19 protein-coding genes are annotated in these 21,284 nt (G+C 63.4%); 8 read left to right on the top strand and 11 right to left on the bottom strand.

All coding sequences use genetic code 11. The features are described 5' to 3' along the window. Positions 1–2: 2 nt before the first annotated feature. The 4 genes from C0V82_RS03350 to C0V82_RS03335 form a co-directional block, all read right to left on the bottom strand. Positions 3–1,259, bottom strand: a complete 1,257-nt coding sequence (locus C0V82_RS03350) for a divergent polysaccharide deacetylase family protein (RefSeq protein ID WP_158659706.1) — start codon at positions 1,257–1,259, stop codon at positions 3–5. An 88-nt stretch (positions 1,260–1,347) separates the two neighbouring features. Beyond that, positions 1,348–2,736 carry a S41 family peptidase gene (locus C0V82_RS03345; RefSeq protein WP_102111114.1) on the bottom strand — a complete coding sequence of 463 codons (1,389 nt, stop codon included), beginning with the start codon at positions 2,734–2,736 and terminating at the stop codon, positions 1,348–1,350. A gap of 2 nt (positions 2,737–2,738) precedes the next feature. Then, positions 2,739–3,989 (bottom strand): murein hydrolase activator EnvC family protein, encoded by a 1,251-nt coding sequence (locus C0V82_RS03340; RefSeq protein WP_158659705.1) that lies wholly within the window; start codon positions 3,987–3,989, stop codon positions 2,739–2,741. Between the two features lie 147 nt (positions 3,990–4,136). Next, on the bottom strand, positions 4,137–5,459 hold the full coding sequence (locus C0V82_RS03335; protein ID WP_188595088.1) for an alpha/beta fold hydrolase: 1,323 nt from the start codon (positions 5,457–5,459) through the stop codon (positions 4,137–4,139). Positions 5,460–5,920: 461 nt separating this feature from the next. On the opposite strand from C0V82_RS03335, the gene phaR reads away from it, so the two are divergent. Further along, a complete protein-coding gene (gene phaR, locus C0V82_RS03330) occupies positions 5,921–6,532 on the top strand; it encodes a polyhydroxyalkanoate synthesis repressor PhaR (RefSeq protein WP_102111112.1) in 612 nt (203 codons plus the stop codon). 58 nt (positions 6,533–6,590) lie between these two features. On the opposite strand, the gene C0V82_RS03325 is transcribed toward phaR, so the two are convergent. The 4 genes from C0V82_RS03325 to purE form a co-directional block, all read right to left on the bottom strand. After that, positions 6,591–9,749 carry an efflux RND transporter permease subunit gene (locus C0V82_RS03325; RefSeq protein ID WP_102111111.1) on the bottom strand — a complete coding sequence of 1,053 codons (3,159 nt, stop codon included), beginning with the start codon at positions 9,747–9,749 and terminating at the stop codon, positions 6,591–6,593. Then, a complete protein-coding gene (locus tag C0V82_RS03320; RefSeq protein ID WP_102111110.1) occupies positions 9,746–10,924 on the bottom strand; it encodes an efflux RND transporter periplasmic adaptor subunit in 1,179 nt (392 codons plus the stop codon). Before C0V82_RS03320 ends, C0V82_RS03325 begins: the two co-directional genes overlap by 4 nt. Positions 10,925–11,087: 163 nt before the next feature. Beyond that, entirely contained in the window at positions 11,088–12,155 is a 1,068-nt protein-coding gene (locus tag C0V82_RS03315; protein WP_102111109.1) for a 5-(carboxyamino)imidazole ribonucleotide synthase, read from the bottom strand. 32 nt (positions 12,156–12,187) lie between these two features. Next, a complete protein-coding gene (purE, locus tag C0V82_RS03310; protein ID WP_102113205.1) occupies positions 12,188–12,655 on the bottom strand; it encodes a 5-(carboxyamino)imidazole ribonucleotide mutase in 468 nt (155 codons plus the stop codon). Positions 12,656–12,931: 276 nt separating this feature from the next. Here purE and C0V82_RS03305 point away from each other — a divergent pair, with 276 nt between their 5' ends. Both C0V82_RS03305 and C0V82_RS27735 read left to right on the top strand, forming a co-directional pair. Continuing rightward, entirely contained in the window at positions 12,932–13,618 is a 687-nt protein-coding gene (locus C0V82_RS03305) for a uracil-DNA glycosylase (RefSeq protein ID WP_245924137.1), read from the top strand. Between the two features lie 394 nt (positions 13,619–14,012). Then, positions 14,013–14,474: a PAS domain-containing protein gene (locus tag C0V82_RS27735; protein ID WP_102111108.1), complete on the top strand. Its 462-nt coding sequence runs from the start codon at positions 14,013–14,015 to the stop codon at positions 14,472–14,474. Between the two features lie 12 nt (positions 14,475–14,486). Here the strand turns inward: C0V82_RS27735 and C0V82_RS03295 are convergent, their stop codons facing one another. From C0V82_RS03295 to C0V82_RS03280, 3 genes are all read right to left on the bottom strand, one after another. Then, a complete protein-coding gene (locus C0V82_RS03295; protein ID WP_158659704.1) occupies positions 14,487–15,245 on the bottom strand; it encodes a substrate-binding periplasmic protein in 759 nt (252 codons plus the stop codon). Between the two features lie 547 nt (positions 15,246–15,792). Continuing rightward, on the bottom strand, positions 15,793–15,984 hold the full coding sequence (locus C0V82_RS03285; RefSeq protein WP_102111106.1) for a hypothetical protein: 192 nt from the start codon (positions 15,982–15,984) through the stop codon (positions 15,793–15,795). Between the two features lie 66 nt (positions 15,985–16,050). Further along, positions 16,051–17,280 (bottom strand): bifunctional alpha/beta hydrolase/OsmC family protein, encoded by a 1,230-nt coding sequence (locus tag C0V82_RS03280; protein ID WP_102111105.1) that lies wholly within the window; start codon positions 17,278–17,280, stop codon positions 16,051–16,053. A 101-nt stretch (positions 17,281–17,381) separates the two neighbouring features. On the opposite strand from C0V82_RS03280, the gene C0V82_RS03275 reads away from it, so the two are divergent. From C0V82_RS03275 to sseA, 5 genes are all read left to right on the top strand, one after another. Beyond that, a complete protein-coding gene (locus C0V82_RS03275) occupies positions 17,382–18,011 on the top strand; it encodes an NUDIX domain-containing protein (protein WP_102111104.1) in 630 nt (209 codons plus the stop codon). A gap of 137 nt (positions 18,012–18,148) precedes the next feature. Then, positions 18,149–19,150 carry a cysteine synthase A gene (locus C0V82_RS03270; protein WP_102111103.1) on the top strand — a complete coding sequence of 334 codons (1,002 nt, stop codon included), beginning with the start codon at positions 18,149–18,151 and terminating at the stop codon, positions 19,148–19,150. 17 nt (positions 19,151–19,167) lie between these two features. Next, positions 19,168–19,896: an alanyl-tRNA editing protein gene (locus tag C0V82_RS03265; protein WP_102113202.1), complete on the top strand. Its 729-nt coding sequence runs from the start codon at positions 19,168–19,170 to the stop codon at positions 19,894–19,896. Positions 19,897–19,906: 10 nt separating this feature from the next. Further along, complete coding sequence (locus tag C0V82_RS03260; protein WP_102111102.1) at positions 19,907–20,299, top strand: DUF1801 domain-containing protein; 393 nt, start codon at positions 19,907–19,909, stop codon at positions 20,297–20,299. Positions 20,300–20,342: 43 nt separating this feature from the next. Then, entirely contained in the window at positions 20,343–21,197 is an 855-nt protein-coding gene (sseA, locus tag C0V82_RS03255; RefSeq protein WP_102111101.1) for a 3-mercaptopyruvate sulfurtransferase, read from the top strand. Positions 21,198–21,284: the final 87 nt, after the last annotated feature.

Below are 21,284 nucleotides of genomic sequence, written 5' to 3'. Positions count from 1 at the left end.
TCTTAGCGGTCGGCCTGCCGATTCACGATGGCTGTGACCGGGGCAAGAACAATCCCACGGTCGCGCAGACTGGCGGACCATGCCGACAGGCGTTCCAGGCTGACGGGGTTTGTCACTTCCACAAATCCCACGGCAACGCCATTGGCCTGCGCCAACCGTTCCAACTGCGCCAGTTGCGCATCGATGCCGATACCGGACGGGATGCGGTCGATCTGCAAATCACTGATGGCGCGAGGTAGCGACAGTTCCTTGGCGACCGAGGCCGCCTTGCTGCCCGATACCTGCCAAAGGTCAAGATAAACCAGCCCCCGGCGTTGCACCTGCAACAGTACGCCGCGCAGGCTCTCCCGCTGGGTCAGGAAATCAGTGCCGCTGTCGGTCTTCGAGGTCACGCCGACATAGCCCGTGAAGGCCGCCAGACTGGCCTCCAGCCGGCGCGCATTCTCCTCGTCCGACAGGTTGGACAGAAGCGTGTTGGGGCCGGGATCGTTGGCGGGATAACCCAGCGGCTGCATTGGTACCGACAACAACACCTCATGCCCCTTGCCACGCGCTTCATCCACTTGCGTCTGCAAATTCTCCCCCGATGGGGTGAAGGCGAAGGTTACGGCACCCGGCAGCCGGTCGATGGCCTCATGCGTGGCCGCCGCCGCCTGTCCCAGGCCCGTCACGACGATGGCAATGCGCGGGCGCTTGTCATCCTGGGGGAAAGGACGCGCGTAATATTGCCAGGGCGTGGTGCCATCCGCCGCCACGCGGGGCACCCGGCCCACGCGCAGCCGTTCCAGCAACTGATCATTGCGCGACGGTTGCAGGGTGACCGGCATATCCACCGGGTCCAGCGGCACATCCTCTGCCGGTGCCGCCTCCGCTGCATCGGCAAAGCGCGGGCTGCCATCCGGCAGCATAACCGGAACCGACCGCCCCAGACCGCGGGCCGCCTCTAGCCGCTCCATCGTGTGCGGGGCCTCAATCGCCAGCCAGCCGGCGGTGCCAGCCAGGGCCAGAACCACGACCATCGCGGCGACAGCCGGCGGCGACGGTTTCGGCAACTTCCGGGCGGCCTTTATCGGCGCGTCACCGCCGTTATCATCCGCTGACCCACTGTCATCTGCCATGAAAGACAGATCCAGGTCGTCACCGCCCTTGACCTTCTTGCCCTTGCGGCCAAAGGACCAGCGTTTGCGATCCTTCTTTGGCGACCGGTCATGCGCCTTGGCCGGCTTCTCCCGCTTGGCCCCCAGACGGGACGCCAACACGGCCGCACTTCCGCCATCCGCCGGGTCGGCATCCTTCTTTTTCTTCCTGGCGAGCGGGAACAAGGCCACGGTTCAGATGCTTTGCGGGTTAATTGGTGTGCTTGGGCTGGTTGAACATCGACACCCCCCGCAGCAGATCAACGGCACGCGCCAGTTGATAATCCACGGGCGGCGCGTCGGCATTGTTATTGGCCGCAACGGGCGTGGCCGCAGGATTCGGCGTGCCCGCAGACGGGGTGGCAGGCGGCTGTACCGCTGCACCAGGGGCCGGCGCCGGTGCCGGCTTTGCCGCAGCACCCTGATCGGTGTTGCGCAGGGCGTTGGGCAGGTCGGCCTCACGCCGGCGCTGACCGGCAGCGGCCAGTTCCTCGATTTTGGCGGGCTGCACCTCGATATCCGGCGTGATACCCAACTGCTGGATCGATTTGCCCGATGGGGTGTAGTAGCGCGACGTGGTCAGGCGCATCGCACTTTGCTGCCCCTGCAACGGGATGATGGTCTGGACCGACCCCTTACCAAAGCTCTGGGTACCCATCACGATAGCGCGTTTATGATCCTGCAGCGCGCCGGCCACGATTTCAGAGGCAGAGGCCGACCCGCCATTGATCAGCACCACAACCGGCAGGCCGTCAGCCGCGTCACCGGGCTTGGCCGTGTAACGGTCGCCTTCCTTGCCGCCGCGTCCACGGGTGGACACGATCTCGCGGCCCTTATCCAGGAATGTGTCGGACACCGAAACAGCCTGATCCAGCAGACCGCCGGGATTGTTGCGCAGGTCCAGCACATAGCCGATCAGTTTCGGCCCCAACTGTTCCTTCAGCTTGGCCATGGCCTTGTCCAGACCGGGCTGAGTCTGCTCGTTGAAGCTGGAGATACGGATATAGCCGACATTATCCTCGGCCCGGAACCGAACGGACTGTACCTTGATGCTGGCGCGGGTCAGGCTGAGTTGGATCGGTTCCGCCACGCTGGCGCGGCGGATGGTCACCTTGAGGTCGCTGCCCACAGGGCCGCGCATCTTCTCCACTGCCTCGTTCAGGGACAGGCCGACAATCGGCTCGTCATTCAGATGGGTGATGAAATCGCCGGGCTGCACGCCGGCGCGGGCGGCGGGAGTGTCATCCATGGGGGAGATGACCTTGACGAAGCCATTCTCCGTCGTCACCTCAATGCCCAGGCCACCGAACTCGCCCCGGGTCTGCACCCGCATATCGGCGAAGTTCTTCTTGTTCAGGTACGAAGAGTGCGGATCAAGCGAGGTCAGCATGCCGTCGATGGCCGCCTCAATCAGCTGCTCGTCGGTCACCTCCTCCACATACTCAGACCGCACCCGCTCGAACACGTCGGCGAAAAGGTCCAGCTGCTTATAGGTTTCCGACTTCAGCGGCTCACGTGCCAGGGCATCCGCCGTCACGCCAAGGGGGACAGTGAAGGCCAGCAGGGCCGCGATGGCGGCAGTGGAGAAGAGCTTGCTCATGTTCAACCTTGTCCTTTGCCGTCGGAGACTGCAAGGCCGCGCGCGGGGTTGACCGGCTGACCACCGCGCCGCAGCTCATAATACAATGTCGGGTCCCCATCCCCCGACAGAAGTCCCACCGGCTCCCCGCCCAGCACGCGCTGTCCAACCTGGGCATCGATACGGCCCAGGCCCGACAGAAGAGAATGATATCCGTTGGAATGTTCAAGGATCAAGAGAAGCCCGTAGCCCTTGAACGGTCCTGCGAACATCACAGCTCCGTCCGCCGGGGCCACCACAGGCCCCCCGGCGCGGCCGCTATAGGTCAGGCCCCGGCTGGTGGCCCCCACATCGTCGGTCTGTCCATATCGCCGGACCACCTTGCCGCTGACGGGTGCCACCAAGCCACCCAGGATGCCCGCCGATTGTGGCTCCTGCGGGGCGCGTTTCAGGCCGGCCACCTTGTCGCGTGCCCGCTGCTCCCGGTCGGCCTCAAGCTTGGCCTGACGCTGACGCTCGGCCTCTGCCTTGCGGGCGGCGGCGGCCTTGCGCTCCGCCTCGATCTTCTCGATCAGTTCCTTCAGGTCGCCGGCCTTGTCTGCCAGGGACGCCATCTGGGTCGCCAGCCGGGCCCGCTCACTGTCCGTGGTCTTCGACAGTTCCTCGCGCTTTGCCACCAGGGTGGCCAGATCCTTCTGACGCAGGGTCAGGCTTTCGGCGGCGCGGGCCGCTTTGTCCTTCTGTTCGGCCAACTGCCGGCGCAGATCGACCAGCCCTTGCAGTTCCTTGGCCAGCGCATCGGCGCGGGTCTTCAGTTCCGGCACGGCAGAGCGCAGCAGCAGAGCGCTTTTGACCGTGTCACTGGGTGATTGCGGGGCGGCAATCATGGTGTCCGGTGGTAGCCGCGAAAGACGCTGCAACGCGCCCAGCAGGTCGGCCAGGGCAGCGCGATCGGCCTCAATCTTCTCCAGCCGGGCCTTTTCTTCCGTCCCCAACTCACCCAGGGCACCTTCCAGACGAGCCAGTTCGTCGGCCTGAGTCCGCTGCTGATCCGCCGCCTCAATGGCACGGGCGCGCAGGTCGGCCAGGTCCTTTTCCAACTGTTCTGCCTTGGCGTCCAGTTCGGCCTTGGCCTTGTCCGCTTCCTTCAGATCGCGTTCAACCTGCTGCAACTGCTTGGCCGGATCGGGCTTCTTCTCCTGCGCCAGAACAGGTGCCGCCAGCAAGGCTGGCAGCAGCAGAAGCAGGGGGACAGGGGCAGAACGCAGGGACAAGAACACAGGTTCCCGAATCGGTACGAGATTTGACATGAGGAAATTACAGCAACCACTTGAATTTCATAGATTGCCGCATTCCCATCACCATCCGTTTTGCAGTGTAAGGGGAACTGACCGCGGCGTCGATGGGCGTTGATGGCTGTCTTAATTTCCCTCCAAAAGCCACTCCCGTAACGGCGCCCAGACCTTGGCCTTGGCCCCGCCGCTGACCACCATGCCAATATGGCCCAGCGATGGTTGCCATACCGTGGCACCGGGCAAGGCCGTGCCCAGGGCGGCGGCAGAGGCCGGGGGTACAATCCGGTCACGAGCCGGCACGATCACCAGGGAGCGGCAACGAAGCGCCTGGGGCTGGACCGGAGCATCGGCCACGCGCCATTCGCCCCGGCCGGTCGTATTCTCCCCGTACCAGCCCGTCAGGCATTCGCGCGCGATGGCGGATGGCAGGGTCACGCCGTCATTCAGCCAATCCTCCAGCGCCACAAAATCGTCCGCTTCGTCGCTCGCCATATCCATGGCGGCGAACCGGCTGAACTTTTTATAGGCCAGCAGCGGGTCCAGGGTGGCGAACAAGGTCTGGACCGCATCGACCGGCAGTTCGCCCAGCATCCGCATGACGGGATCAAACGGGTTGATCAGGGCCGCCGTACGCTGCGCCACCGCCGCGTCATCGGCATGGAAATCCCACGGCGTGGCCAGTGCCACATAACCCGACACCAGGTCAGGCCGGCGCAGGGCCGCCCCCAGCGCCAGGAGCCCGCCCATGCAATATCCGACCAGGGTCACCGGCCCGCCGGCACGGGCGCAGGTTGCCTCAAGTGCCCTGATCAGGCGACCCGCCACCACGTCGGACAGGCTGTATCCCCGCTCCACGGCACCGGGATACCCCCATTCCAGCAGGAAAGGCCGGATGCCGCCGCCACCCGCCGCATCGCCCCCCAGTCCTGCCAGCCAGCGCAGCAGGCTTTTGCGCCAGGACAGGTCAAGGATGTAGCCGCGATTGACCAGGGACGGCACGAACAGAACGGGCTTGCCCGTCTGTCCCACTTCCAGCAAGCGGGTGGCACCTTCGCACCAGACGGTGGGCGCGTCGTCGATATCACGCTGATAGGGATGGTGGCGGTAACGCTCCAGCCCGGTCAGGAACCGGTCGAGTCGCCGCCGCATCTCCCGATCGACCGCCATCGCGAAGGGCGCGAAGGCCTCTGTCGGTAGAGGCGCGTCAGGCGGGTTTGGCGGCTGGTTTGCGCTTTGCGCGAGGTTTTGGCGCAGGTCGCGGCGCAGATTTTCCGCTGTCTGGCGGACCGTCGGGTGCCAATGCGGCCAATTCGCGTTCAAGAGCGGCAATGCGGCCGGCGAGCTCAGCAACAGCGCCGTCCCCATCCCCAGATGCAGGCCCAGGGGACGCGGCCCCTGGCGCAGTGGTTTGGGTCCCGGCGGTTCGGGCCTTTTCCTGGCGTTCGTCATGGGTTTCCGCCCCCTTCGCCGCCGCCGCCATAGGCCACAGCGATTTCATCATGTCCGCCCAGGGGTTCACGGCATTGGCCGATCCCAGGGTCTGTTCCAACATGCCATTGATTGTCAGTGCCGTCTGGCCGAAGGCCGTCATGGTCCGCGCCATGCTGTCGGCCACAGTTGGATCGGCACAAACGGCAGCCCACTGGTCCTGCCAAAGGTCCAGATAGCGCCGGGCCAGATCCTCCATCGCGGGCGGGTCGTCGCGTTCACTCACCATCGCATTCCCGTCTTGGCGCACGGGGGCCGGATTGGTCCCCGCCTGCCCTTCAGCATAGATCATACCGCAGCGACCGCAGAACAATAGTTACGCTTTCAACGTTCGGCATTGCGGAAGGCTTGCGCTGCGACCGCGTAATGACGTACTCCTTGATATAACGGTTCGCAGCATTGTCCGGGGGAAGCGACGCCAAATGGCTGAAAAAGAAGACACCAAGCCCGCACCGGTCACCATCAAGAAGTACGCCAACCGCCGGCTGTACAACACGGCGACCAGCAGCTACGTGACCCTGGACCACCTTTGCCAGATGGTGAAGGACGGGACCGATTTCGTGGTCTATGACGCCAAGACTGGTGATGACATCACCCGCTCTGTGCTGACGCAGATCATCGTGGAAGAGGAATCGAAGGGGCAGAACCTGCTGCCCATTCCGTTCCTGCGCCAACTGATCAGCTTCTATGGCGACAATATGCAGTGGCTTGTGCCGCGCTACCTGGAACACTCGATGAAGTCGTTCACGGGTAACCAGGACAAGATGCGCGAATATTTCCAGACCACGTTCGGGGGCATGTTCCCCTTCGGCGGGTTCGAGGAAATGAGCAAGCAGAACATCGCCCTGTTCGAACGCGCCATGCGTATGTTCAGCCCCTTCAACGCTGAAGGCGGCGGCGTTCCGATGACCGACGCTGCACCTGCGGCCACACCGGAGGCCAAGCCCCGGGCGGAGGACAAGTTCTCCGAGCTGCAAAAGCGGCTGGACGAATTGCAGACCCAGATGGAAAGCCTGACCAAGCGTAAGGATTGAGGTCGGCATTAACGGGCGAAGATGAGAAAGGGGCGTCCGCTGGACGCCCCTTTTTATTTTACACCGTCACAGCCTTGTCCCGCCCCGCGAAACGCCGGATGACGACATAGAAGACGGGCGTGAACAGCAGGCCGAAGAAGGTGACGCCCAGCATGCCGAAGAACACGGCCGTGCCCAGGCTCTGCCGCATCTCCGCCCCCGCCCCCGTCGCAATCATCAGGGGCACCACGCCCAGGATGAAGGCGAACGACGTCATCAGGATGGGGCGCAGACGCAGACGGCAAGCCTCGATCACCGCGTCATAGCGGTTGCGTCCTTCCGCTTCCAACTGTCGGGCGAACTCCACGATCAGGATGGCGTTCTTCGACGCCAGACCGACCAGCACCACGAATCCGATCTGGGCCAGAATATTGTTATCCATACCCCGCATCATCAGCCCTGCTACCGCCGACAAAAGGCACATGGGCACGATCAGCAGGATGGCGAACGGCAGGGACCAGCTTTCATACTGCGCCGCCAGCACCAGGAAGACGAAGAAGACGCAGAGCGGGAAGATATAGAGAGCGGAATTGCCCGTATTCTTCTCCTGGTATGACAAGTCGGTCCATTCCGCCTTGAACCCCGGCGGCAGGGCGGTTGCCGCCGCCTGCTCCATGGCCTTGATGGCGGTACCGGAACTGACGCCCGGCAGGTTGTTACCCTGCAACTCCGCTGCCGGATAGAGATTGTAGCGCAGCACACGGTCCGGCCCGGTGACGAAGCGGAAGTCGACAAAAGACCCCAGTTGCACCATCTGGCCCTTATCGTTGCGCGTCTCCAACCGGCCGATATTCTCCGGGTCCAGACGGAAGGGGCCATCGGCCTGCGCCGTTACCTGAAAGGTTCGCCCGAACAGGTTGGTATCATTGACATAAGCAGAGCCAAGATAGATGCCCAAGGTCTGAAACACGGATGTCATGGGCACGCCCAGCATCTGCGCCTTCACCCGGTCAACATCCAGATAGACCTGCGGCGCCCGCGCGCTGAACGGCGTGAAAACATTGATCAGGCCCGGCACCTGATTACCGGCCATGGCCAGGGCCCAGGTTGCCTGTTCCAGGGCCGCCGGCCCGGCGCTGGCCAGGTCCTGCACGCGCAAGGTGAAGCCGCCGGACGTGCCCAGACCGCGGATCGGCGGCGGCGGCACCACGAAGATCAACGCCTCGGGAATGGCCATGGCCACCCGCTTTTGCAGGTTCTGCAACACGGCCACCGCCGTCTGGCCCTTGGGCAAGCGCTCCTCAAACGGGTCCAGCGGCGTGAAGATGGCGCCGGCATTGGGCGCAATCGTGCGGGTGGCGCCGGAGAAGCCGGCGAACTGCACCGAATGCGCGATGCCCGGCGTTTCGCGCGCAATCTGCGCCGCCTTCTGAAGCACCTTGGTGGTATTGGCCAGCGAGGTGCCTTCCGGCGTCTGAATGGCCATGATCAGATAGCCCTGATCCAGGGCCGGGATGAAGCCGCCGGGAATGCGGGTGAACAGAAAACCGGTGGCGGCAATCAGCAGCACATAGACACCCACGACCAGGGGGGTCAGGTGCGTGATGCGCGCCACCAGCCGGCCATAGAAATCGGCCATCCGGTCGAACATCCGGTTAAAACCCGAGAAGAAGCGGTCGATCAACGCCGACACCGCCGCCAGCCGCGCTGTTGCGGCCCGGTGTCCCTCGGTATGAGGCCGCAACAGCCGGGCGCAAAGCGCCGGTGACAGGGTCAAAGAGTTGAAGGCGGAAATGATGGTGGCCGCCGCGATGGTCACCGCGAACTGCCGGTAGAACGCGCCCTGGATGCCCTCGATAAAGGCGGTCGGGATGAACACCGCCGACAGGACCAGAGCGATGGAAACCAGCGCCCCTCCCACCTCATCCATCGTGATGCGCGCACTTTCGATGGGGGAATGACCCAGCGCCAGATTGCGCTCCACATTCTCCACCACCACGATGGCGTCATCGACCACGATGCCAACGGCCAGCACCAGCCCAAACAGGGTCAGGTTGTTGACCGAATAGCCCAGCGCCGACATGACGGCGAACGTACCGATCAGCGATACCGGGATGGCCAGCACAGGGATGATGGCCGCCCGCCAGCGCTGCAAGAACAGCATCACCACCAGGACCACCAGAACCATGGCTTCGCCGATGGTCTTGATCAGTTCATGAATGCTCTCGGCGATGAAACCGGTGGTGTCATAGACAATGCGATATTCCAGGCCGGGGGGGAAATCCTTCGCCAAGGTCGCGACCGCTTCGCGCACCCGCGCCGCGGTTTCCAGGGCGTTGGAGCCGGGAAGCTGTGAAATGGCCAGCACCACCGCCGGTTTTCCATCCAGGAAGGAGTTGGTAACATAATCGCGGGCACCCAGTTCCACGCGCGCCACGTCCTTCAATCGCACGATACGACCATCATCGCCATGCTTGACGATGATGCCCTCAAACTCCTGCGGTTCGGTCAGGCGGCCCTGAAGGGTGATGTTGAGCTGATAATCGCGGGGATTATCCAGCGGCGGCTGCCCCAGGCCACCACCCGCCACCTGCACATTCTGCTGCTGGATGGCTGCCACCACCTCCCCCGCCGTCAGGTTCAAGGAGGCGATTTTCTGCGGGTCCAGCCAGACGCGCATGGAGTAATCGCGGGCGCCAAACAGGTTGATATTGCCGATGCCTTCCAACCGGTTCAGCACATCGCGCACCCGCAACAGGGCGTAGTTGGAGATGTAGAGCTGGTCATAGGTGTTATCGGGCGACAGCAGATGCACGACCATCATCAGGTCGGGGCTATCCTTGCGCGTCACCACGCCGTTGCGGCGCACCTCCTCCGGCAGGCGCGGCTCCGCTACGGCCACGCGGTTCTGAACCAGCACCTGAGCCTTGTCGAGATCGGTACCCAGCTTGAAGGTAATGGTCAGGTTCATTTGACCGTCGCTGGTGGAGTTGGACGACATGTACAGCATGCCCTCCACCCCGTTCACTTCCTGCTCGATCGGGGCAGCAACCGTATTGGCCACAGTCTGGGCATTGGCACCGGGATAGCGGGCGTTCACGGTGACCGTGGGCGGCACGACCTCCGGATACTGAGTGACCGGCAGCGTGAAATAGGCGATGGCGCCAACGGCGATCAGCAGGACCGACAGGACGACGGCAAAGACCGGCCGGTCGATAAAGAAACGACCGATCTTCATGGCGTGCCTCCCGTGGGGGCGGTGATGGGCTGTTCAACCGGGGTGACGGCGGCACCGGGTTTCACCCTTTGCAGGCCGCCGACCACCACCTTGTCGGTTTCCACCAGACCGTCGCGGATGACGCGTAGCCCCTCGATCAGGGGACCGGTTGTCACGCCCCGATAAGTTGCCTTGTTGTCCTTGTCCAGGACATAGACGAAGCGCCGGTTCTGATCGGTGCCGATGGCGGCATCGGGCAGCAACAGTCCATCATAGCTGGGCCGGCCCACCAGCCGCAGGCGGGCAAACATGCCGGGCGTCAGCACCATGTCGGGATTGTCGAAAACCGCGCGGGCCCGGATGGTGCCGGTACCGTCATCGATCTGGTTATCGACGAAATCAATATGGCCCTTATGCGAGAAATCCTTCTCATCCGGCAGGGCCAGGATGACGGGGTTGGGATTGTCGCGGCTGCTGGCCCGTTCGCCGGATCGCGATTGCCGCGTGTAGCGCAGGTACGAGGCCTGGTCGGCGTCAAAGTAGAAATGGATCGGGTCCAGCGACACGATGGTGGTCAGCAGGGTCGATTGCGCCGACCCGCCGCTGACCAGATTGCCGACCGAGACGCGGTGGTTGGAGACGCGGCCCGTGACGGGCGCCTTCACTGCTGTGAACTCAAGGTCAAGCTCTGCCGCCCGCACCTGTGCCTGTGCTGCCAGCAACTGTGCCTGCGCATTCTGAAGCTGCTGGGAGCGGGTATCCAATACCGCCTGCGACACCGCCTGGGTCTGACGCAGGTCGCGGGCACGGTCCAACTCCCGCTGCGCCAGTTGAACCGAGGATTGCGCCTGCGCCACACCAGCGCGCGCAATATCCGCCGCCGCCTGATAGGGGCGCGGATCGATCACGAATAACGGGTCGCCTTTGAAGACAATCTGCCCATCCTGGAAATTCACCGCCGTCAGATAGCCGCTGACCCGGGCACGGATCTCCACCTCCTCCACGGCGGCGAAGCGGCCCGTATACTCATCCCATTCCTGGACATTCTTCTTCACGGGCTGTGAAACAACGACCTGCGGTGCTGCTGATGGCGGCCCGCCCGCCTGCTGTCCACCCGGCCCACACCCGGCCAGCGCAATCAGCCCTGACAGTCCAGCCGCCAGCAGAACAGCGCGGCCGACATGGTGCCCACCCATGGAATCCTCCACCCCAACAAATCCGGTCAGCTTTCAGCATGACAAGGGTTTGCGGGGATGAATTCCATATTCTTGCTATGACATTGCTGCGGACGCGAAGATCGCCGCAATGGTGATATCCGGGGTGGCTGTGCGCCCCATCACAGACAGGGAGATGCGGCCATCAGGCCGGCCGCGTCACATGCCCCATCTTGCGGCCGGGACGCGCCTCCCCCTTGCCATAGAGATGCAGGCGGGCGCCGGGTTCGGCCAGCATCGCCTGCCACCCGTCAATATCATCGCCGATCAGGTTGGTCATGACGCACGGGGCCGTGACGCCGACCGCGCCCAGCGGCAGACCGCAGATGGCGCGGACCAACTGTTCGAACTGGCTGGTTTCGGCGAAATCGATGGTCCAGTGGCCGGAATTATGGGGGCGCGGTGCCATTTCATTGACCAGGACACGGCCATCGCGCGTCACGAACATCTCCACCGCCAGCAGACCGACCACATGCAGCTCCGCAGCCAGCAGCTCCGCCACACGCACAGCCTCGGCGGCGATTTCAGGCGTGATGCCGGCCGGCACAATGGTGGTGTCCAGGATGCCCGACTTGTGCCGGTTTTCCACGGGCAGATATGAGAGCATGGTGCCATCGGCGCGGCGCGCCGTGATGACCGAAATCTCGCGCTCGAAATCGACGAACCCTTCCAGGATCGCCTCATCGCTGCCGATGGCGTCAAAAGCGCCGGAAAGGTCATCGCCCGGGTTCAGGCGCATCTGCCCCTTGCCGTCATAGCCCATGCGGGTGGATTTCAGGATGGCAGGCAGACCGATCTCCACCACCGCCTGCTTCAACTCATCGAGGGTGCGAACGGCGCGGAAGGGAGCGGTGCCGATCCCCAGCTTGTTGGCGAAGCTTTTCTCCGCCACCCGGTCCTGGGCCACCGACAGAACGTTGGAACCGGGATGCACGCCGACATGGCGGGCAAGGAAGTCCACGGCATAGGTGGGCACATTCTCCCATTCCAGCGTGATGACATCGACGTCATCCGCAAAGCGGGCCAGAGCGCGCAGGTCATGCCAGCCGGCCTGAGTGTGATAGGCCACGACCTGACCGCAGGAACTGTCCATGCTTTCCGGCGCGAAGACATGCACGCGGTAGCCCAGGCGGGCGGCGGCCAGCGCCGTCATGCGGCCCAACTGGCCAGCACCAAGGATGCCGATGATGGAGCCGGGGGGGATCACGGTCATGGTCTTTGTTCCTTCAGGCAAGGCCAGTTGGATCAGACGGGTTCGTCAACGGGCACCAGGGCCACGTCATCCGTCGCCTTGGCACGCCACGCGGTCAGGGCGGCATCAAGGCGCGCATCCGACAGGGCCAGGATGGAGGCGGCCAGCAGGCCGGCATTGATGGCCCCGGCCTTGCCAATGGCCAGCGTGCCGACGGGCACGCCGCCCGGCATCTGCACGATGGACAGAAGGCTGTCCTGCCCCTTCAGCGCATGGCTTTCCACCGGTACGCCCAACACGGGCAGCGTCGTCATCGCCGCCGCCATGCCCGGTAGATGCGCCGCACCGCCGGCCCCGGCGATGATCACCTTGATCCCCCGCTGCTTGGCGGAGGTGGCGTAACTATAAAGCCGCTGCGGCGTACGGTGGGCCGACACGATCCGCGTTTCAAACGGAACGCCCAGGTCCGTCAGCACGATGGCCGCATGCTTCATGGTAGCCCAGTCGGACTGGCTGCCCATGATGATACCGACGGGCACGGGCGTGCCCTGGCTGTCGCGGGTGATATCAAAGGTCACGGCTGCCGGCTCCCCTGTCGTTCCATGCGACGTTTCCGGAAAGCGCCGGATTATAGGCACCCGCCCCCATGACACAACAGCCGGGCACGCAGGGCGGCCCGGCATAAAATCGGGTATTGGCGGGGGAACAGGGCGGGATGGAACCGTGGTTCCCCTTGACCCGGCCTCAATCAACCCATAACCCCAGAGCGGCAATCAACAGGGTTCATGGGGCGGGTCATGGCGGTACGGCAGGCGGGTAAGGCGATGGTGATGACGGGTGGACAGCCGTCGGTGCCAGGGCGCGATTGCGGCCTGTGCCCGCGTCTGGCGGAATTCCGCGCCCGTAACCGCGCCGCCTTCCCCACCTACCACAATGCGCCAGTCCCAGCCTTCGGCACGCTGGATGGGCGGCTGCTGATCGTGGGTCTGGCACCTGGCCTGCACGGGGCCAACCAGACGGGCCGTCCCTTCACGGGCGATTATGCCGGCGATCTTTTGTACGACACGCTGATCCGTTTCGGCTTTGCCACCGGTGCCTATGGCAAGCGGCCCGATGACGGTGTGCAACTGATCGACACCCGCCTGACCAATGCCGCCCGCTGCGTCCCGCCAGAGAACAAGCCGACACCGGCGGAGATTGCCACCTGCCGGAACTTCCTGTCCGAGGAAATCGCCACCATGGGGAACCTGCGCGCCATTGTGGCGCTGGGCACCGTCTCTCACGCCAGCACGCTGACCGCATTAGGACGCCGACCGGCACACTTCGCCTTCGGCCATGGCGCGCGCCATGACGTGCGGGACAGGGTTGTACTTTTCGACAGCTATCACTGCTCCCGCTACAACACGAACACCGGGCGTCTGACGACGGAGATGTTCCAGGCGGTGTTTTCCGCCGTGCGGGAGCATATAGATCAGAACGGCTAAGGCGCCATCCAGGAAACTAATTGGGAAACACCGGCCCCGTCATTGATGAGTGATGGGCCGGATGGGATCGTCACGCCCCCAGGGCGGCGCCGACCACAAACCACGCATACATGGTGCCGAAGAAGCCGGTGATGGCCAGGAAATCACGAACGTAAGCAACGCGGTTCATGTGAGCCTCCTTCGTTTTCGTGAGGCCACAATGTCAGAACAAAATGTGAACATCAAGGGGTTTGTTCTCACTTCGTTCGCATTCCTGACCCCCCATCTCATGCCCGGAACGCATGCCTATCCTCCCGCATAGTTTGCCGGGCAAAGGGCCATTCCTGACCCTACGGTTAGTTGCCCAGGGGGTGGAACAGGGTCATGGTTCCTCCAAACGGGATTGGAAACAGCCATGTTCAAATTGTTGCAGCGATCACCCCCCATGCCGCCGCCAATACCGGCAACAAGCCGGCTCCGTGAATTTCAGGACTACTGGTCTGGGATTGGCGCAGAGGGAGTAATACCCGGACGTCAACATATCCAGCCAGGCGATATACCAGGCCTTCTCCCCTACATCCTGATCCTTGACTATACAAATGGTCAGTATCGCTGCCGCCTCGCAGGTACGGCAATCGTGGAAGGGCTTGGTCAGGAACTGACAGGCCGCGTTCTAGATGATGAATTGCTGGGTTCCGCATTCGCCGGCTGGTTCCGCCGGCTGGAGACGGTGCGGCGGCAGGCCCGCCCCTTGAGCGGGGAAGAAAACCTGTGGTGGCTGAGCCGCAGCTACCGCAATTTCCACTGGCTGTGCCTGCCGCTCGCCAGTGACGGGCGGCGCGTGGACAAGCTTCTGATGTGTATCGACTGGACCTGACCAGTAGAGTTGTCAGGAGGGCGGGCGACGGTCCTGCCCCCATCCGCCCCATGAACCGGGCGTACTGTACCGCCGCTCCACGGCGCCCGCCCTGCCATCGGCGATGATCGCATCCAGCGCTTTCTGCATGCGCGCGATCGTAGGGGCTGGCACCTTCTTGTTACAAGCCATGGCGCCGATTGACCGGGTAAGCCGCATGACCATCCGGACCGGCATATCCACTTGGCGTGCCTGATAAGGCGCGGCCCAGGCGCCACCCGCGTACAAGTCGGCCTTGCCGTTGAAAATGCTGCCGATTTCAGCAGCCCCCTCCTGCGCCACCAGGGTAACGTTGGGCACGTCGCGGGTCAGCTCGATCAGATGCTTCTCCACCGCCGCGCCCCCCTGCACTGCGATGCGCAGACCTGACAAGTCTGCTGGACCATTGATCCGCCGTTGAAAGCCCAGCGGCGCAAAGAGAGCCCAGCCCCCCTCCATCAATGGCACCACCCATTGATAGTTGGGCCGACGTTCATCAGTGAGGTTCATCAGAAAGATGCAGGCATTGGGGGTATTATCGACCATGGCCTGCGCCTCTGGCCAGGGCATGATCCGTATCTCATGCGCCAATCCCGTTTCCTGCATGATCAGGCGGACCTTATCAGCGGCAAGGCCAATGATCTGCCCGGTCAAGGGGTCAGTGAAATTGACCGGCGGATTGGGCTCTGTCAGAAGCAGCAGCGGCGGTTCGGGTTTACGGGCCTGCTGGGCAGGCACGGCAACAGCAGACATCAGGCATGTCAGCACGGAAAGCCCGAGAGCCAACCGCCCCTTTTTCCCCGTCAGCATACCCGAACCAACCAGATCCACGTTCCATCCATATGAAAGCGGCTGCTACTGCAACCTGGATGGCATTAAGTACGCACCAACCTGAACGTTCGCGCAACGGGTAAACAGCGGCCTATGTCCAGTTTCATAGGCCGACAGCTACACAGACAATTGTGTGTTTTGACGCTCTACACGTCACATATCATCATACAGGGTGGAACTGCCGGGCATTTCCGCTTCCGGTGCTTCCCGCGCACCGGCATTGCGCTGCCATTCCCCGCACCAGTCGGTGAAATTCGTGGTCGGCATGGCACCCGATGGATAGCGGTCCGTTACAACGGGCGGATACCGGCGGCATGTGCCCTTCGGTCCGCGTTCCCGCACCCCATGCCCCACCCAGAACCGGCAGCTGTAGCAATTATCACCGCGACGCAAAATCGCCCTCTCCCCCTCGGCATCAGACCCATATCCTATGCTGTGCCGGAGGGATTGCAAAGGGAGAGCAAGGGGATCAGCCCTTGGTCAGCGGCTCAGTACGCGGCTTTGCCGGGCGAAGGTTCTGCTTATGTTGATGATAATAGGTCTGGATATCGGCGTTCAGGGCTTCTCTGCGGGCGGCACTGTCGGAACCTTCAGGGGCATTGCGCAGCCGCTGATATTCCTGAACGGCATTCTCCAGTTCATGATCGGTCCGGATGGCCATAACCCGCTCCTTCCTTCTCTGTCCATTCAAACAACGGCAGCGAAGGAAGGAGGGTTCCCGTGACCTTCAGGCCAGCAGGCTGTCAATGCTGGCCCGGCTGCGCAGGGTGCGGTGCACGGGGCAATTGCCGGCGATTTCGAGCAGGCGCTGGCGCTGTGCCTCGTCCAGCTTGCCTTCCAGCGTGATGGTGCGGGTGAAATGATCGACCTTGCCGCCCGCATTCTCCGTCACCTCACCCTCCTGCGGGTCGCGCTTTTCATGGCTGACGACCACGGAGACGCGGGTCAGGGGCAGGTTCTTGCGGTTGGCGTACATGCGGATCGTCATGGAGGTGCAGGCACCCAGTGCCGCCTGCAGCAGTTCATAAGGGTTGGGGCCAAGGCCCGTACCGCCCACATGCGTCGGCTCATCCGCCGTGAAGCGGATACCCGCCGCCGTGACCAGATTGTGGAAGGTGCCCTCCCCCGTCTCCGCGACGGTGACAGGGCCTTCATGTTCAGCCCCAACCGGTTTGGGCGCATTGGCGGCGTCCAGGCGCAGAGCACGGCGGGCCCAGCCGTCGATCAGCCCGGCCACGAAAGCCGTATTGCGTTGATCGGCCACCAGATGCCCGGCCCCATCCAGCGCCACGAAGCTTTTCGGATGCTGGGCCAGCGATATGATGCGGTCCGCCTCTGCCAGCGGTACCACCGGGTCCTTGGGATCATGCAGGACGAGCAGCGGACGACCCAGCCCGCCGATGACGGATGCCATGTCATGGCGCGCGACATCGGCCACGAAATCCGCCGTGATCGGCATTTCCCGGTCGCCGACATTCAACTGCACCCGCCCGTCCCGCTGCATCTCCGCATCGCGACCGGCGATCTTGGCGAGCAGGGTGTGCGGGCCGGACGGTGAATTGACGGTGACGACCGCACCGACCGACGGCAGGTCCTGCGCCGCGCGCATCACCGCCGTTCCACCCAGGCTGTGTCCAATCAACAGGCGTGGGGCCGATATCTCCACCGTCAGGGCGGCAGCGGCGGACAGAAGGTCGGCCACATTGGTGGAGAAATTCGTCTCGTCAAAGGCGCCGCCGCTGGCCCCCAACCCTGTGAAATCAAAGCGCAGAACGGCCCAGCCGCGTTCCGCCAGCCCCCGACTGATTCGGGCCGAGGCGTGGTAATCCTTATTGCAGGTAAAGCAGTGGGCAAAGATCGCGGTGGCCACCGGATGCCCGTCCGGCAGGTCAATCCGCCCCGAAAGCGTGGCCCCAGTCGAACCGGCGAAGTTGAAATCCTGCGTCACGCGCGCCATCGTGGCCCCCGTCTGCTTTTGCCCAAGTTAACCTGTACGGTCCCTAAGCTGGACCGGGGCCATGGGCCGGCGCAAGTGATTTACCAACCGATGGATGCTTCATGACCCGCCTTCCCAACCACCCGCCCCTGCCCGGCCAGGACAGCCCCACGCGCGTGGAGATGACGGAGAATGACTTCCGGCACCGGGGGTTCATGGATTTTTCCGTCATGAGGCTGCGTCATGAACGGTTCGCGGGCGGGATGACGCCCATGATCGAACGGGATGTCTGCTACCGCAGCTATGCGGTTGCCATCGTACTGTACGATCCGAAAGCCGATCTTCTGGTCATGGTGGAACAATTCCGGGTGGGTGCCTTTGCCGCCGGGGTTAATCCCTGGATGCTGGAATTCGTGGCCGGCATGGTGAAGCCCGGAGAGAATGCGGCAGACGTCGCCGTGCGCGAGGCGCAGGAGGAAGCGGGCTGCGTGCCTTATAATGTGCGGCTTATCTATTCCATGCTGCCCAGCCCCGGTGGCTGCACCGAGATTGTGGAGATATTCGCGGGCCTGGTCGACAGCACCGGCATTGGCGGCATTCATGGGGTGGAGGAAGAGGTAGAGGATATCCGCGTTCATCTGGTCCCCGCCGAGAGGGCCATCGCCCTGATGGATGAAAACCGTGTACCCAGCGGCTTCACCCTTCTGGGCCTGTCCTGGTTCGCACGCCACCGCGAGGCGTTGAGGCGCTAGGCCGGTGTGGTTTAAGGAATTCTACACCCCGCATTGCAACAACCGATAATCTGCGGTGCGGAACCACCCCTGGTAATTCCGCAGCCGCGCGGCCATATTTGATCCTAAGTTTCACACATGAACCAAGGTTATTTACCGTGGATGTACGCACCGGATTCCTGGACAGCATCGGTCGCACCCCCCTGATCCGCCTGAAGGGCCCGTCGGACCTCACGGGTTGCAATATTTATGGCAAGGCCGAATTCCTGAACCCCGGCGGGTCGGTGAAGGACCGCGCCGCCCTGGCCATCGTACAGGACGCGATTGAGCGCGGGCAGTTGCGCCCCGGCGGCACGATTGTGGAGGGGACCGCCGGCAATACTGGCATCGGCCTGGCCCTTGTCGGCAATGCCCTGGGTTTCCGTACCGTCATCGTGATGCCGGAAACGCAGAGCCAGGAAAAGAAGGACATGCTGCGCCTGTGCGGGGCTGATCTGCGGCTGGTGCCTGCCGTGCCCTTCAAGGATCCGGGCAATTACGTGCATGTATCCCGCCGCATTGCTGAGGAACTGGCCGCTACGGAGCCGAACGGCGCCATCTGGGCCAACCAGTTCGACAATCTCGCCAATCGTGAGGGCCATCGCCGGACCACGGGGCCGGAGATTTTCGAACAACTGGGCGGCAAGGTCGACGCCTTCACTTGCGCCACCGGCACCGGCGGCACCCTGGCCGGCATCGCACTGGCGCTGAAGGAACGCAAACCGGATGTGAAGATCGTGCTGGCCGACCCGATGGGATCGGCCCTGTTCAGCTGGAAGAAGACCGGCGAACTGAAGTCCGAGGGCAATTCCATCACCGAAGGCATCGGTCAGGGCCGAGTCACGGCTAATCTGGTCGATGCACCCATCGACGACGCCGTTCAGGTGACGGATGAGGAGGCACTGCCCATCGTTTTCGACCTGCTGAAGAACGAGGGTCTGGTGCTGGGCGGGTCCAGCGGCATCAATGTTGGTGCCGCCATCAAGGTCGCCAAGGCACTGGGGCCGGGCCACACGGTTGTGACCATCCTGTGCGATGGCGGCTCACGCTATCAATCGAAGCTGTTCAATCCCGCCTTCCTGCGCGAAAAAGGTCTGCCGGTGCCAACTTGGCTTGAATGAATTGAAGGTGGATGCCCATGACCCTGCTGTTCCGTGACGATCCGTACCAGGTTGAAGCTGACGCGGTAGTAGTGGCAGCGGGGCCGGAAGGCATCCTTCTGGACCGCACGCTTTTCTACCCCAATGGCGGCGGGCAGCCAGGTGATACGGGCAGCCTGACCTGGGACGGCGGCAGCACCGCCATCATTGATGCGCGCAAGGCCGAGGCGCTGGTGGAACGCGGCGACCAAGTCTTGCACATTCCCACCCCCGACGCAGTCTTGCCACCCGCAGGTGCGCGCGTGACGCAGAAGATCGACTGGGAGCGCCGCTACCGCCACATGCGCATGCACACTACCTTGCACCTGCTGTGCGCGGTGGTGCCGGGCGCCGTGACAGGCGGACAGGTGGGGGCCGACCGCTCGCGCCTGGATTTCGATGTGCCGTCGGCCAGCCTGGACAAGGAACAGATTGAGACGGCGGTGAATGAGTTGATCGCCGCCAACCACCCCGTCCGCGAACGCACCATCACGGATGCGGAACTGGAAGCCACGCCCGATCTGGTCCGCACCATGTCGGTGAAGCCGCCCACCGGGTCCGGCTCGGTCCGCCTGCTTCAGATCGGCACTGACGACGCCATCATTGACCTGCAACCCTGCGGCGGCACCCATGTGGCACGGACGGGCGAAATTGGCGGCATCACGATTGTGAAGATCGAAAACAAGGGCAAGCAGAACCGGCGCGTGCAGCTGGCGCTGCGTGACTGAGGGCTCCATCATGACCGAAGCCCCCAACACCACCCAGCAGATCGACGCGCGCATCGCCGAACTGGGCGATTGGCGGGGTGAAACCCTGGCCCGCATGCGCGCCTTGATCCATGAAGCGCTGCCCGATGTGGTGGAAATGGTGAAATGGGGTGGCGTTCCGGTCTGGGAGCGCCATGGCATCATCTGCACCGGTGAGACCTACAAGGACAAGGTCAAGCTGACCTTTGCCAAGGGCGCGTCGGTGGAGGACCCGGCCGGGCTGTTCAATGCCAGCCTGGATGGCAATGCCCGCCGCGCCCTGGATCTGCTCCGGGATAGCACGATTGATACCGAGGCCTTCAAGGCCCTGATCCTGGCGGCAGCTTCATTGAACAAGCCGAAGACACGCGCTACCAAGGGCTGAACAGATACTCGTTTGACATTATTCCAGGATCGGAGAGCGTGCGATGACGGACCCGTTGGTTTCCCCGCTGTGGCTGGAAACGGAACTGCGCAATCCGAAGCTCCGCCTTCTGGATGCGTCCTGGCATATGCCGGCAGCCCAGCGCGACCCGAAGGCGGAATGCGTGACCAAGCGTATCCCCGGGGCGCAGTTCTTTGACATTGACGCTATTTCCGATCCCAACAGCCCCCTTCCCCACATGTTGCCCACTCCGGAAAGCTTCAAGGCGTCGGTGGAGGCGCTGGGCGTCGGGTCAGACAGTATCGTCGTCGTCTATGATGTGACGGGCCTGTCCAGTGCTGCACGCGCCTGGTGGATGTTCCGCGTGTTTGGCCATGACAATGTTTTCGTGCTGGATGGTGGGCTGCCGGGCTGGATCAATATCGGCGGCCCGGTAGAAACAGGACCGCTGACGGCCCCTGCGCAGGGCAAGTTCACCCCGCATTACCGCGCCCATCTTGTGAGGTCGGTGGAGGATATGCGGGCCAATCTGGAAATCGGTGCCGAACAGGTTCTGGACGCCCGTGCCGCTGGCCGGTTTGAGGGGACCACGCCGGAACCGCGCGCCGGTCTGCGTGGCGGCCATATCCCCGGTGCCCGCAACCTGCCCTTCGGCGACATCCTGGACCCGGAAACCAAACTGATGCTGACCGGCGACGCCCTGGGCGACCGGTTCTCACGGGCCGGCATCGACCTGTCCAAGCCCATCACGACGTCTTGCGGCAGCGGCGTTACGGCCGCCGTCCTGACGCTGGGGCTTTACCGCCTGGGCGTCGACAATGTGGCGCTTTATGACGGGTCGTGGACCGAATGGGGCGGGCGCAGCGATCTGCCGGTGGCGACCGGCCCTGCGGCTTGAGCTGTCAACCCCTTGAAGTGTAAGGGGAGGATTGACGGACGCGGGGTCGATCAGAGCATCACAGGCGTTATTGTGGGCTGATCAAAG

This window comes from Niveispirillum cyanobacteriorum, from assembly GCF_002868735.1.
Classification (GTDB): Bacteria; Pseudomonadota; Alphaproteobacteria; order Azospirillales; family Azospirillaceae; genus Niveispirillum; species Niveispirillum cyanobacteriorum.
This window is presented reverse-complemented; position numbering and strand designations above follow the sequence as displayed.